Origin of the sequence: Streptomyces sp. CWNU-52B (assembly GCF_047444975.1) — a bacterium.
Taxonomy (GTDB): domain Bacteria; phylum Actinomycetota; class Actinomycetes; order Streptomycetales; family Streptomycetaceae; genus Streptomyces.
Map to the genome: position 1 here is coordinate 14,966 of NZ_JBLFJV010000061.1, position 12,241 is coordinate 27,206.

Annotated in this window: 11 protein-coding genes; 7 read left to right on the forward strand and 4 right to left on the reverse strand. The window is 71.7% G+C overall.

The features are described from left to right. Positions 1-2: 2 nt before the first annotated feature. The 3 genes from ACLVWQ_RS38920 to ACLVWQ_RS38930 all read left to right on the forward strand — a co-directional run bounded on the left by ACLVWQ_RS38920 (position 3) and on the right by ACLVWQ_RS38930 (position 5,287). A complete protein-coding gene (locus tag ACLVWQ_RS38920; protein ID WP_414114047.1) occupies positions 3-2,408 on the forward strand; it encodes a xanthine dehydrogenase family protein molybdopterin-binding subunit in 2,406 nt (801 codons plus the stop codon). Between the two features lie 194 nt (positions 2,409-2,602). After that, on the forward strand, positions 2,603-4,081 hold the full coding sequence (locus tag ACLVWQ_RS38925) for an NCS2 family permease (protein WP_414114048.1): 1,479 nt from the start codon (positions 2,603-2,605) through the stop codon (positions 4,079-4,081). A gap of 54 nt (positions 4,082-4,135) precedes the next feature. Next, a complete protein-coding gene (locus ACLVWQ_RS38930; protein ID WP_414114049.1) occupies positions 4,136-5,287 on the forward strand; it encodes an XdhC family protein in 1,152 nt (383 codons plus the stop codon). Between the two features lie 22 nt (positions 5,288-5,309). On the opposite strand, the gene ACLVWQ_RS38935 is transcribed toward ACLVWQ_RS38930, so the two are convergent. After that, complete coding sequence (locus tag ACLVWQ_RS38935; protein WP_414114050.1) at positions 5,310-5,969, reverse strand: TOPRIM nucleotidyl transferase/hydrolase domain-containing protein; 660 nt, start codon at positions 5,967-5,969, stop codon at positions 5,310-5,312. Between the two features lie 80 nt (positions 5,970-6,049). On the opposite strand from ACLVWQ_RS38935, the gene ACLVWQ_RS38940 reads away from it, so the two are divergent. The 3 genes from ACLVWQ_RS38940 (at position 6,050) to ACLVWQ_RS38950 (ending at position 8,621) form a co-directional block, all read left to right on the forward strand. Next, the gene (locus ACLVWQ_RS38940) at positions 6,050-6,553 is read left to right on the forward strand and encodes an NUDIX hydrolase (protein ID WP_414114051.1); all 504 of its coding nucleotides are present in this window, start codon (positions 6,050-6,052) and stop codon (positions 6,551-6,553) included. Continuing rightward, entirely contained in the window at positions 6,550-7,245 is a 696-nt protein-coding gene (locus ACLVWQ_RS38945) for a nucleotidyltransferase domain-containing protein (protein ID WP_414114052.1), read from the forward strand. Before ACLVWQ_RS38940 ends, ACLVWQ_RS38945 begins: the two co-directional genes overlap by 4 nt. A 170-nt stretch (positions 7,246-7,415) precedes the next feature. Then, entirely contained in the window at positions 7,416-8,621 is a 1,206-nt protein-coding gene (locus tag ACLVWQ_RS38950; RefSeq protein WP_414114053.1) for an FAD-dependent oxidoreductase, read from the forward strand. Between the two features lie 24 nt (positions 8,622-8,645). On the opposite strand, the gene ACLVWQ_RS38955 is transcribed toward ACLVWQ_RS38950, so the two are convergent. Beyond that, the gene (locus ACLVWQ_RS38955; protein ID WP_414114054.1) at positions 8,646-9,245 is read right to left on the reverse strand and encodes a TetR/AcrR family transcriptional regulator; all 600 of its coding nucleotides are present in this window, start codon (positions 9,243-9,245) and stop codon (positions 8,646-8,648) included. Between the two features lie 165 nt (positions 9,246-9,410). On the opposite strand from ACLVWQ_RS38955, the gene ACLVWQ_RS38960 reads away from it, so the two are divergent. Beyond that, positions 9,411-10,184, forward strand: a complete 774-nt coding sequence (locus ACLVWQ_RS38960) for an SDR family oxidoreductase (RefSeq protein ID WP_414114055.1) — start codon at positions 9,411-9,413, stop codon at positions 10,182-10,184. A 50-nt stretch (positions 10,185-10,234) separates the two neighbouring features. On the opposite strand, the gene ACLVWQ_RS38965 is transcribed toward ACLVWQ_RS38960, so the two are convergent. Continuing rightward, the gene (locus tag ACLVWQ_RS38965; protein ID WP_414114056.1) at positions 10,235-10,681 is read right to left on the reverse strand and encodes an SRPBCC family protein; all 447 of its coding nucleotides are present in this window, start codon (positions 10,679-10,681) and stop codon (positions 10,235-10,237) included. A 119-nt stretch (positions 10,682-10,800) separates the two neighbouring features. Next, complete coding sequence (locus tag ACLVWQ_RS38970) at positions 10,801-12,207, reverse strand: Gfo/Idh/MocA family protein (RefSeq protein ID WP_414114057.1); 1,407 nt, start codon at positions 12,205-12,207, stop codon at positions 10,801-10,803. Positions 12,208-12,241: the final 34 nt, after the last annotated feature.

The following is a 12,241-nucleotide window of genomic DNA, read 5'->3' on the forward strand; positions in this document are numbered from 1 at the left end:
CGATGACTCACATCACCCGCGCCACCGCTCCCGTCGGTACGCCGACCGAGGTCACCCAGGGTTCCCCGGCCAAGGGCGGCATCGGCGAGTCGACGCTCCGCCCGGACGGCACGCTCAAGGTCACCGGTGAGTTCGCGTACTCGTCCGACATGTGGCACGAGGACATGCTGTGGGGCCAGCTCCTGCGGTCCACGGTCGCGCACGCCGAGATCCTCTCCATCGACACCGGCGAGGCGCTCGCGACGCCAGGCGTGTACGCCGTCATGACGTACGACGACCTGCCGACCGCCGTGAAGAACTACGGCCTGGAGATCCAGGACACCCCCGTACTCGCCCACGGCCGCGTACGCCACCACGGCGAGCCCGTCGCCATCGTCGCCGCCGACCACCCCGAGACCGCCCGCCGTGCCGCCGCCAAGATCAAGGTGGAGTACAGGGAACTGCCGGTGGTCACGGACGAGGCGTCGGCCACCGCGCCGGACGCCCCGCTGATCCACGAGGGCCGCGACGACCACCACGCCGGCCACGTCCCCCACCCGAACATCGTGCACCGCCAGCCCATCGTCCGCGGCGACGTGGCGGCGGCCCGGCGGCGAGCCGACTTCGTCGTCGAGGGCGAGTACACCTTCGGCATGCAGGACCAGGCGTTCCTGGGCCCCGAGTCGGGCCTCGCCGTGCCCGCCGAGGACGGCGGTGTGGACCTCTACGTCGCCACCCAGTGGCTGCACTCCGACCTGCGCCAGATCGCCCCGGTGCTCGGGCTGCCCGAGGACAAGGTCCGGATGACGCTCTCCGGGGTCGGCGGCGCGTTCGGCGGCCGCGAGGACCTGTCGATGCAGATCCACGCCTGCCTGCTGGCCCTGCGCACGGGCAAGCCGGTCAAGATCGTCTACAACCGCTTCGAGTCCTTCTTCGGCCATGTCCACCGCCACCCCGCGAAACTCCACTACGAGCACGGGGCGACCAAGGACGGCAGGCTCACGCACATGAAGTGCCGGATCGTCCTGGACGGCGGCGCCTACGCGTCGGCCTCCCCGGCGGTCGTCGGCAACGCCGCCTCCCTGTCGGTCGGCCCGTACGTGCTGGACGACGTCGACATCGAGGCCGTCGCCCTCTACTCCAACAACCCGCCCTGCGGGGCCATGCGGGGCTTCGGCGCCGTCCAGGCGTGCTTCGCGTACGAGGCGCAGATGGACAAGCTCGCCGACGAGGTGGGCATGGACCGGGTCGAGTTCCGTCAGCTCAACGCGATGTCGCAGGGCACCGTCATGCCGACCGGACAGCCGGTCGACTCGCCCGCCCCGGTCGCCGAACTCCTGCGCCGCGTCAAGGCGATGCCCCTGCCGCCGGAGCAGCAGTGGCTCGCGGCCGGCGAGGCGGCGGACGTGCGCCAGCTGCCCGGCGGCCTCTCCAACACCACGCACGGCGAGAGCGTCGTACGCGGGGTCGGCTACGCGGTCGGCATCAAGAACGTCGGCTTCTCCGAGGGCTTCGACGACTACTCCACCGCCAGGGTCCGTATGGAGGTCGTCGGCGGCGAACCCGTCGCGACCGTGCACACCGCGATGGCCGAGGTCGGCCAGGGCGGGGTCACCGTCCACGCGCAGATCGCCCGCACCGAGCTGGGTGTCGCCCAGGTGACCATCCAGCCGGCCGACACGCAGGTGGGGTCCGCCGGTTCGACCTCGGCGTCGCGGCAGACGTACGTCACCGGTGGCGCCGTGAAGCACGCGTGCGAGTGCGTCCGCGAGAAGGTCCTGGAGATCGGCCGCCGCAAGTTCGGCACGTACCACCCCGCCTGGGCCACCGCCGAACTGCTCCTGGAGGGCGGCAAGGTCGTCACCGACGGCGGTGAGGTGCTGGCCGACCTGGTGGACGTCCTCGAAGGCGAGGTCGTCGAGGTCGAGGAGGAGTGGCGGCACCGGCCGACCGAGCCCTTCGACCTGCGCACCGGGCAGGGCTCCGGGCACGTCCAGTACTCGTTCGCGGCACACCGCGCCGTCGTCGAGGTGGACACCGAACTGGGCCTGGTGAAGGTCATCGAACTGGCCTGCGCCCAGGACGTCGGCAAGGCGCTCAACCCGCTGTCGGTCCTGGGCCAGATCCAGGGCGGCACGGTTCAGGGGCTCGGCATCGCGGTCATGGAGGAGATCATCGTCGACCCCGTGACGGCGAAGGTCAGGAACCCCTCCTTCACCGACTACCTCATCCCCACGATCCTCGACACGCCGACGATCCCCGTCGACGTGCTCGAACTCGCCGACGACCACGCGCCGTACGGGCTCCGTGGCATCGGCGAGGCCCCGACCCTGTCGTCGACCCCGGCGGTCCTCGCGGCGATCCGCGCAGCGACGGGCCTGGAGCTCAACCGCACACCGGTCCGCCCGGAGCATCTCACCGGGATGTAGTGCACATCCGGTTCAGATCTGGCTCAGATCTGGTTCGGACGCAGTTCAGATGTGGTTCGGCGGAGGGGGACTTCGTCCCCTCTCCCACCCCCTTGTTCGTCCTGGGCCGTCCCCCGGGTCGTGCACCTTCCCAAAACCCGTGCCGCCACGGCGGTCCCACACGGGTGCCCCTGTGAACCTTGGGAGACGGCACCATGACCCACCAGCAGTCACTGGACTCCAGGAAATCACCGGACCCCGGGACCACCGACGGCGACGCGGGTGAAGGAACCCGCGTCCCGGCCGGCCGGTCCTGGCTCGACCGGTACTTCCACATATCCCCGCGAGGAAGCTCGATCGCGCGTGAGGTGCGCGGCGGCGTCACCACCTTCATGGCGATGGCGTACATCCTCCTCCTCAACCCCCTCATCCTGTCCGGCAAGGACGCGGCGGGGGACACGCTCGGCCGGCAGGCGCTGATCACCGCGACCGCGTTCGCGGCGGCCCTCACCACGCTCCTGATGGGCTTCGTCGGCAGGGTGCCGCTCGCCCTCGCGGCGGGACTGTCCGTCTCAGGGGTCCTCTCCTCACAGGTCGCACCCCAGATGACCTGGCCCCAGGCCATGGGCATGTGCGTGATGTACGGCGTGGTGATCATGCTCCTGGTGGTCACCGGGCTACGCGAGATGATCATGAACGCGATCCCGCTGGCGCTGAAGCACGCGATCACGATGGGCATCGGCCTGTTCATCGCCCTCATCGGCCTGGTGAAGGCGGGCTTCGTGCACCCGGGCGAGTCGACCCCGGTCGCCCTCGGCCCGCACGGCGAACTCACCGGCTGGCCCGTCCTGCTCTTCGCGGCGACCCTGCTGCTCATCTTCATGCTCCAGGCCCGCGGGGTCCCCGGCGCGATCCTCGTCGGCATCGTCAGCGGCACCGTGCTCGCCGTGATCCTCAACGCCCTCGGTGTCATCGACCCGAGGCAGTGGGCCACCGGCGCGCCCGAACTGCACGGCGGCGCGGTGTCGATGCCCGACTTCTCGATCTTCGGCGATGTCGAGTTCGGCGGCTGGGACCAGGTCGGCGCGATGACGGTCGGCATGATCGTCTTCACGCTCGTCCTCGCCGGGTTCTTCGACGCGATGGCCACCATCATCGGCGTCGGCACGGAAGCCGGACTCGCCGACGACAAGGGCCGGATGCCGGGCCTGTCCAAGGCGCTGTTCATCGACGGCGCGGGCGGTGCGATCGGCGGCGTCGCGGGCGCCTCGGGGCAGACGGTGTTCGTGGAGTCCGCGACCGGGGTCGGCGAGGGCGCCCGGACGGGGCTGTCCTCGGTCGTCACCGGACTGTTCTTCGCGGCCTGCCTCTTCTTCACCCCGCTGACGGCGATCGTCCCCGGCGAGGTCGCGGCGGCGGCGCTGGTGGTCATCGGCGCCATGATGATGACGAACGCCCGCCATGTGGACTGGGCCGACCGCGCGACCGCGATCCCGGTCTTCCTGACCGTCGTGATCATGCCGTTCACGTACTCCATCACCGCGGGTGTCGCGGCCGGAGTCATCAGCTACGTCGCCATCCGCGTCGCCCAGGGCAAGGCGCGGGAGATCGGGGCCTTCATGTGGGGCCTGACGGTGATCTTCCTGGTCTTCTTCGCACTGAGCCCGATCGAGAGCTGGCTGGGCGTCCGCTAGGGCCACTCGCGCAACAGGCCCTGGACGCACCGCGGACAGAGGGAGGTCCGAGAGATGCTGGACATCGCCGAAGAGCTGGACCGGTGGCTGGCGGAGGGCCGCGACGTCGCCGTGGCCACCGTCGTGGCCGTCGGCGGCAGCGCGCCGAGGCGCCCCGGCGCCGCCCTCGCCGTGGACGCCGACGGCACGGCGATCGGCTCCGTCTCCGGCGGCTGCGTGGAGGGCGCGGTCTACGCACTGTGCCAACAGGCGCTGGAGGACGGGGAGTCGGTCCTCGAACGCTTCGGGTACAGCGACGAGGACGCCTTCGCGGTGGGCCTGACGTGCGGCGGGGTCATCGACATCCTGGTGACCCCGGTGCACGCCGCCGCACCCGCCCGCGAGGTGTTCGCCGCCGCCCTGTCCGCCGCCGCCCGGGGCGAGGCCGCGGCGGTCGCACGCGTGGTCTCCGGCCCGGCCGAACTGCTGGGCCGCGCCCTGCTCGTACGCCCCGACGGCTCGTACGAGGGCGGGATCGGCGCGCACCCCGAACTGGACCGCACGGTGGTGGAGGAGGCGCGGGCCTTCCTCGACGCGGGCCGCACCGGCACCCTGGAGATCGGGGAGCGGGGCTCCCGCTGTGGAGCACCGCTGACCGTGCTGGTCGAGTCGTCGGTCCCGCCGCCCCGGATGATCGTCTTCGGGGCGATCGACTTCGCCTCGGCCCTGGTCCGTATCGGAGCCTTCCTCGGCTACCGCGTCACGGTCTGCGACGCGCGTCCCGTCTTCGCGACGGCGGCGCGCTTCCCGGAGGCGGACGAGATCGTCGTCGAGTGGCCGCACACGTACCTGGAACGCACGGAGGTCGACGCCCGCACCGTCCTGTGCGTGCTGACCCACGACGCCAAGTTCGACGTGCCGCTGCTGCGGCTCGCGCTGCGGCTGCCGGTCGCGTACGTCGGCGCGATGGGCTCCCGCCGTACACACCTCGACCGCGACGCACGTCTCCGTGAAGTCGGCGTGTCCGAGCTGGAGTTGGCCCGGCTGCGGTCACCCATCGGGCTCGACCTGGGCGCCCGTACGCCGGAGGAGACCGCTCTGTCCATCGCCTCGGAGATCGTCGCGAACCGGCGGGGCGGGAGCGGGGTGTCGCTCACCGGGGCGCACACCCCGATCCACCACGAGGCGTCGTCGACGCCGGCGCGCCGCATCGGGTCGGTGGCCTGAGGGCTGGTCCGGCCTCGGCGTGTCAGAGGTGGGCGAGGAGGCGTTCCAAGGGGGGTGGTGTCCGGTCGAGGTCCAGGCTCGCGACGAGTTCCCGCGCGTACTGGGCCTTGCGGCCGCTGTGGGTGCCCATGAAGCGGTGGAGGTGCTGCTCCACGGTCCGCTCCCGCTGGGCGGGTTGGTTCTGGAAGGTGCGGAACGCGCGCAACTCGCCCTGTTCCTCGACGACTTGCTGTATGACGTCGGCGCCCAGGGACCGGATCAGCTCGTCCTCCAGATCCGCGTCGCACATGTAGAACCCGAGTGACTCCAGCCCGTCGACGGTGAGGTCGGAGCCGATCCCGGCCCGTTCGAGCGCGCGCCGGAAGAACCTCTCCTCCGCGACGTCGCACAGCCCCGCGAGGCGTACGTCGAGCCCTTGGGGCCCGCACAGGTCCACGAACCTCCCGATGCTGGTCGCGCCCCCGAGCGGGACGACCGAGACCCCTTCCTCGTCGAGGTCCCGGCCGTGCCGGGCGGCCAGCGCCTCGACGGCGACCTGGTCGCTGCCGCCCTCGACGAGCACGACCGTACGCAGCCCGGCGCCGTCGGCCAGGTCGCGCGCGCTCGCGCCTGCCCGCGCTGCCCCCGCGCCACCGGCGGCCCACTCGACGACCGCCTGACGGAACCGCCCCATGTCGTTCATGGGTCCCAGTCTCGCAACTCCGAGCGGACACGTTCCACGGACTTTTGACAGAGTGACCCTCATGAGCCCCGACGAGTCCCATGAGTGAGCCGGTGGAACGCGTCGACGAACTGGACCGGGTGGTGGGCGTGGTCGACCGGGCCGAGGCGGTGCGCCGCGGCTGGCCGCACCGGGTGGCGGCGACGGTGTGCCGTGACGCCGACGGACGCGTACTCGTCCACCGCAGACCGGACAACGCCGCGCGGTTCCCCGGACGGTACGACTGGCTGGTGGGTGGAGCCGTCGAGGTCGGTGAGTCCTACGCGCGGGCCGCGGTCCGGGAGCTGGGTGAGGAGCTGGGCGTCCGGGCCATGGTCAGGTTCGCCTTCAAGTACCTGTGTCACGGCGCGATCGGCCCGTACTGGATGGCGGTGCACGAGGCGGTCACGGTGGGGGAGTTCGCCCCGGACCCGGCGGAGATCGCCTGGTACGGCTGGCTGCCCGAGGCGGAGTTCCGACGGGTGCTGTGGCAGTGGCCGTTCGTGCCCGACAGCCGTACGGCGTTCACCAAGTACACGGAGCTGCCGGGAAGTCCTGTGGCATGACGCGCCTTGAGGCTCCCTTCGGGAGGTGGGATCCCGCTCCCCTGAGTGAAGTGGTCGAGATGTTCGCCGGGGTCCGCGGGGCATCCGCGGATTGTGGGTCTTCCGGGGCCTGTGGGTCTTCCGGTCCGGGGCCCGGCTGGTGGGTGGCCGGCGGTCTCGCGATCGAGCTCGCGGTGGGTCATCCGATCCGGAGCCATGGCGACATCGACGTCCTGCTGCTGAGGCGCGACCAACTCGTGGCCCAGCGGGCTCTGGCCGGCTGGCAGTGGTGGGCCGCCGATCCGCCGGGCAGCCTGCGTCCGTGGGCGCCGGGCGAGGTGCTGCCCCTCGGTGTTCACGACATCTGGTGCCGACCCGGGCCGGACGCCCCCTGGCGGGTCCAGGTCATGCTCGACGAGTCCCAGGGTGACTCCCACGGTCAGGAACCGGAGTGGGTGTCACGGCGCGACCCCCGAGTGCGCAGGCCGATCAGCACGCTGGGGGCGGTGTCCGAGGAGGGCGTTCCGTTCCTGGCCCCGGACGTGCAGCTCTACTACAAGGCCAAGGCGCCGAGGCCGAAGGACGAAGCGGACTTCGACGCGGTACTGCCCGTGCTCACGGAGCGGCAGCGCGGCTGGCTCGTCGGCGCGATCACGCGGACGTACGGACCGCACCCGTGGATCAGGCGTCTGCGCGGGTCCTCGCCGGGCTGACCGGGTGGCGGAGCTGCGGTGTCGGGTGCGTGTCGAGGGCTGTCGGACCGATGTCGGTGGTCTGTCGGCGTGTCCTGGGACCTTTTCCATGACCTCGCCGGGAGCCCGTCCGGCAGGAGTACGTACGCACACGCATACGCATACGTACGACAGACACGTAAGGAATCACCATGAACCCCACGAACCTCACGAACTCCGCTAACCCTACGAACCACCAGACTCCTGAGTCCTCCGACACCCCTACGGCCACCGACGTCACGATCATCGGCGCCGGGCTCGGCGGACTCGTACTGGCCCGCGTTCTGCACGTCCACGGCATCGCGTCCACGGTCTACGAGGCGGAGCCCTCCCCGACCGCTCGCGCCCAGGGCGGGATGCTCGACATCCACGACTACAACGGCCAGCTCGCCCTGGAGTCGGCCGGTCTGACGGACGAGTTCCGTGCCCTCGTCCTGGAGGGCCGCCAGGCGATACGCGTCCTGGGCCAGGACGGGTCCGTGCTGTTCGAGAAGGACGACGACGGTACGGGCGGCCGCCCCGAGGTGCTGCGCGGCGAGCTGCGACAGGTGCTGCTCGACTCGCTCCCGGCCGGCACGGTCCGCTGGGGCCACAAGGTCAGTGCCACCCGTGCCCTCGGCGACGGCCGCCACGAGGTGACCTTCGCCGACGGCACCACCGTCACCACGGGCCTGCTGGTCGGCGCGGACGGCGCGTGGTCCCGGGTCAGGCCGCTGCTCACCCCCGCGACACCCGAGTACATCGGCATGGCGTTCGTCGAGACCTACCTGTTCGACGGCGACACCCGGCATCCGGCGAGCGTGAAGGCGGTCGGCGGCGGTTCGCTGTTCGCGCTCGTGCCGGGCAAGGGCATCCTCGCCCACCGGGAGCGCGGGGACACCCTCCACACCTATGTGATGCTCACCGAGTCGCGGGAGTGGTTCGCGGACATCGACTTCACGGACGCCGCCGCGGTCACCGCGCGGGTCGTGCGGGAGTTCGACGGCTGGGCGCCGGAACTCACCGCGCTGATCACCGACGGCGAGAGCGCACCGGTCCTGCGCACCCTCAACGCCCTGCCCGTCGAACTCCGGTGGGACCGGGTGCCCGGGGTGACCCTGGTCGGCGACGCCGCCCATCTCTCGGCCCCGAACGGCGAGGGCGCCAACCTGGCCATGTACGACGGCGCCGAACTCGGCAAGGCCATCGCCGCACACCCGGACGACGTCGAGGCCGCGCTCACCGAGTACGAGCAGGCCATGTTCCCCCGAGGCGCCGAGGCCGCCGCCGAAGGCGTGGAGCTGCACGAGCTGCTCTACGGCGAGAGCGCACCCCACGGCCTGGTCGCCATGTTCACCGGCGACGACCAGACCCCGTGAGCAGCTGCCGGACAGCAGCCGCCGTCACCGGCGCGGGTCGCGCTCCCGGCCCGCGGCCGCGGGTTTCAGCCCGTCCAGAGTGAGGTCGAGGAGGCGTTCGGCCTGCTCCCGCTGCTCGGGCCGCGCCGAGGTGAGGGCGATGCCCGCGAGCGCGGCGAACATGTCGGTCGGGCGGATGTCGGACCGGATCTCACCGGCCGCGGTACCGGCCTCCATGAGCGAGGAGAGGGCGGCCTGGATCAGCTCGCGGCTGTCGGCGTAGGGGTTGCCGCCCGAGGCGACGACGGCTCGTAGCGCGTCGGCCATGCCGAACTTGGCGGTGGCGTAGTCGATGAAGCGACGCGTCCACGCGCGCAGGGCCTCGGCCGGCGGCAGGTCCGCGAGAAGCCCGGGGACGGCGTCGCACAGCCGGGCCACCTCGTTGCGGTAGGCCGCCTCGATCAGGGCCTCCCGGGTCGGGAAGTTCCGGTAGAGGGTGCCGCTCCCGACCCCGGCCTCCTTGGCGATGCGCTCGAAGTGCGCGTCCAGCCCCTCCTCGCTGAACACCCGCACCGCCGCGGCCAGGATCTTTTCCCGGTTGCGCTGCGCATCGGCCCTCAGCGGACGCTCTGCGGCTCGGGCCATCAGTGGTTCTCCCTCGTCATCGATTCGCCGGCTTGCTAAGTGGAGGCGTCGCCGCTTATGGTGGTCGAAGTGGCGGCGCCTCCACTTTCGTTCGACTTTCACTGTAGGGCATGACCGCGTGACCGCGGGTCTGCCCTCGTTCCCCCTCTGGAAGGACTCTCCGCCATGTCGGGAATCAACGGCGTCAAAGGCGTCGACGGTGTCGAAGGCATCGAGGGCAAGGTCGTGGCGATCACCGGTGCCAGCAGCGGCATCGGCGAGGCGACCGCACTGCTGCTCGCCGAGCGCGGCGCGAAGGTCGTCCTCGGCGCGCGCCGACCTGAGCCCCTTGAGGCCCTGGCCGCCCGTATCGAGAAGGCGGGCGGCGAAGCCGTCTGGGCCCGCACGGACGTGAAGCGGCGCGAGGACCTGGCGGGCCTGGTCGAGCTGGCACGCGACCGGTTCGGCAAGCTCGACGTCCTCGTCAGCAACGCGGGGGTCGGCCTGATCTCCCCCCTCGACGAACTCCGCGTCGAGGACTGGGAGGAGATGATCGACGTCAATCTGAAGGGCGTGCTGTACGGGATCGCCGAAGCCCTGCCCGTCTTCCGGGAGCAGGGCTTCGGGCACTTCGTCAACACCGTGTCCACCGCGGGACTGCGCATCAGCCCGCTCATGTCGGTGTACGCCGGTACGAAGAACGCCGTCCGCACCGTCTCCGAGGGGCTGCGGCAGGAGGCGGGCGACAGCCTGCGCGTCACCGTCGTCTCACCGGGCTTCGTCCGCACGAACTTCGCGGAACCCATCTCGGATCCCGAGGCCAAGGCCCAGATCCTGGACACGATGGGCAAGATCGCGATCGCGCCGGAGGCGGTGGCCCGCACCATCGCCTTCGCCATCGAGCAGCCGGCCGGGGTCGACGTGGGTGACATCGTCGTACGCCCCACCGCGCAGGCCTAGCCGGGCCGACCGGGGCCCGGATCCGGGTGGCGGCCCGGCCCGGCCCGGTTTCAGGGACGCGACAGCAACCCGTCCACCGCCCGCCCGAACATCCACCGGCCCGCCCGGCCCAGTACGGGGTCGAAGGCCCGCGGCAGCCCTCGTACCCCCAGCTCCTCCCGCCACAGCACCCGCGAACCGCCGTCCGACTCCGCCGCCGGGCGCACCTCGATCTCGGCCCACCCGACGACGAGTCGGCCCCGCTTGACGAGCCGGCACAGACCGGGGGCGCCGTCCCGAGGCGGCTGCCAGTCGGCGACCTCCATACGGTCGTCGAACGCCACCGGCCCCACCCCGGTCCGCGCCACGAACACGGTGCCGGCGCCGCGCGGCGCCGCCGTGAGGACCCGGACCCGCGTCAGCGGCACCACTTCCGCGTGCCGATCCCACGTGGTGAGCCGCCGCCATGCCTCGTCGGTGCCGAGCGGGGTGTCCCGGCGCACAAGAAAGAGAACCACCTCAGGATCGTATGCACCCGACCCCCGCTTCGCCCGTGACCTCACGTCCCCGACCTCGTGCCCCGACCGCACGACCAGCCCCGGATCCCGGCCGCGTCACCGCCCGGCTCCCCACCCGCTCAGACGTCCAGCAGATCCCGCACCCGAACCGGTGCCCCCGTCTCGAACGACTCGTTCGCCGCCAGCCCCGTGACCAGCGACCTGGCCCCGTCGATCGCGTCGGCGGCCCGGCCCAGCGGGTCCGTATCCGTATCGGGCCGCGGCCCGAACAGGTCGTCCAGCATCCGTACGTCCCCGCCCCCGTGCCCGCCCTCCCCGACCGGCACCTTCACCTCACGCGGCGGCTCCCAGTGCCGGCGCAGCAGCACCTCCGTGCGGCCGGCCTCGTCGCCCACCTCGGCGCCGTGCATGACGGGGTTCGCGCCGTCCGTCCGTACCTCGGGCCGTAGCCACGTCGACTCCTCGACGAGCAGTTCGAGGCGGCCCTCGCTCCCGTTGAACGCGACGCGATAGCCCTCCCAGGGGGCGTACGCCGTGAGGTGGTAGGTCAGGGACGCCCCGGACGCGTACCGCACGAGGACCGCCATGTCGTCCTCGATGGTCACCCCGGGACCGAACACGTTCTGGTCGCGGTGGTAGCCGTCCTCGCCCTCGGCGTCCAGATACAGCGCGCTGAGCACCGACGAGTCCGCCAGGTGTACGGCGAAGGGGTCACCCTGGGCGGCGGGGGAGCCGTGGGCGCGGGCGTAGGGCCGGGCGAGCCCCCGGCGCCGGCCCGCCTCGTCGCCGTAGAAGAAGAGGCCGCCCTGCGCGAAGACCGTCTCCGGCTCGGTGCCGAGCCACCAGTTCACCAGGTCGAAGTGGTGGGTCGCCTTGTGGACCATCAGACCGCCCGAGTCTGCCTTGTTCCGGTGCCAGCGCCGGAAGTAGTCCGCGCCGTGCCGCAGGTCGAGCAGCCACTCGAAGTGCACCGAGCCGACCTCGCCGATCTCACCGGCCGCGATGAGTTCCCGTACGGCCGAATGCACCGGGTTGTAGCGGTAGTTGAACGCCACCCGCACCTCGCGGCCGGAGCGCCGCCGCGCCTCCAGGATGCGCCGGGCCCGCCCCGCGTCGGTGGTCATCGGCTTCTCGGTGACCACGTCGCAGCCCGCCTCCAGAGCGCCCACGATGTAGTCGTCATGGGTCCGGTCGACGCTGCACACCACGACCAGGTCCACCCGCTCGCGCCGCAGCATCAGGGCGAAGTCCTCGGCGGCGTACGCCGGCACGGGCTCACGACCGGGGTGGTCGTCCGCGAGCCAGCCGTTGTGGACCGCCATCCGGTGCGTGTTGACGTCGCAGAAGGCCACCAGGTCGACGCTGTCCGCGTACGGCCCGGCCAGCGCCTCCGTGAACATCCGGGCCCGCGCGCCGAGCCCCACCACGGCACAACGGCGACGCGAAGCGGAACCCGAACCGGAGCCCTGGCCGGCACCCTTGGCGGAGCCGGCAGGGGAACCGGTGCAGGGGGCTTGTTCTGACATCAGGACCATCCTTAGGGTCGGGCGGGTCAGGCAC

Bases quoted from the DNA above. Each gene is read 5' to 3' on its own strand.
- ACLVWQ_RS38955 (WP_414114054.1), bottom strand. From the start codon at position 9,245: ATGGCCCGAGCCGCAGAGCGTCCGCTGAGGGCCGATGCGCAGCGCAAC.
- ACLVWQ_RS38930 (WP_414114049.1), top strand. From the start codon at position 4,136: ATGCTGGACATCGCCGAAGAGCTGGACCGGTGGCTGGCGGAGGGCCGC.
- ACLVWQ_RS38935 (WP_414114050.1), bottom strand. From the start codon at position 5,969: ATGAACGACATGGGGCGGTTCCGTCAGGCGGTCGTCGAGTGGGCCGCC.
- ACLVWQ_RS38950 (WP_414114053.1), top strand. From the start codon at position 7,416: ATGAACCCCACGAACCTCACGAACTCCGCTAACCCTACGAACCACCAG.
- ACLVWQ_RS38960 (WP_414114055.1), top strand. From the start codon at position 9,411: ATGTCGGGAATCAACGGCGTCAAAGGCGTCGACGGTGTCGAAGGCATC.
- ACLVWQ_RS38920 (WP_414114047.1), top strand. From the start codon at position 3: ATGACTCACATCACCCGCGCCACCGCTCCCGTCGGTACGCCGACCGAG.
- ACLVWQ_RS38940 (WP_414114051.1), top strand. From the start codon at position 6,050: ATGAGTGAGCCGGTGGAACGCGTCGACGAACTGGACCGGGTGGTGGGC.
- ACLVWQ_RS38970 (WP_414114057.1), bottom strand. From the start codon at position 12,207: ATGTCAGAACAAGCCCCCTGCACCGGTTCCCCTGCCGGCTCCGCCAAG.
- ACLVWQ_RS38925 (WP_414114048.1), top strand. From the start codon at position 2,603: ATGACCCACCAGCAGTCACTGGACTCCAGGAAATCACCGGACCCCGGG.
- ACLVWQ_RS38945 (WP_414114052.1), top strand. From the start codon at position 6,550: ATGACGCGCCTTGAGGCTCCCTTCGGGAGGTGGGATCCCGCTCCCCTG.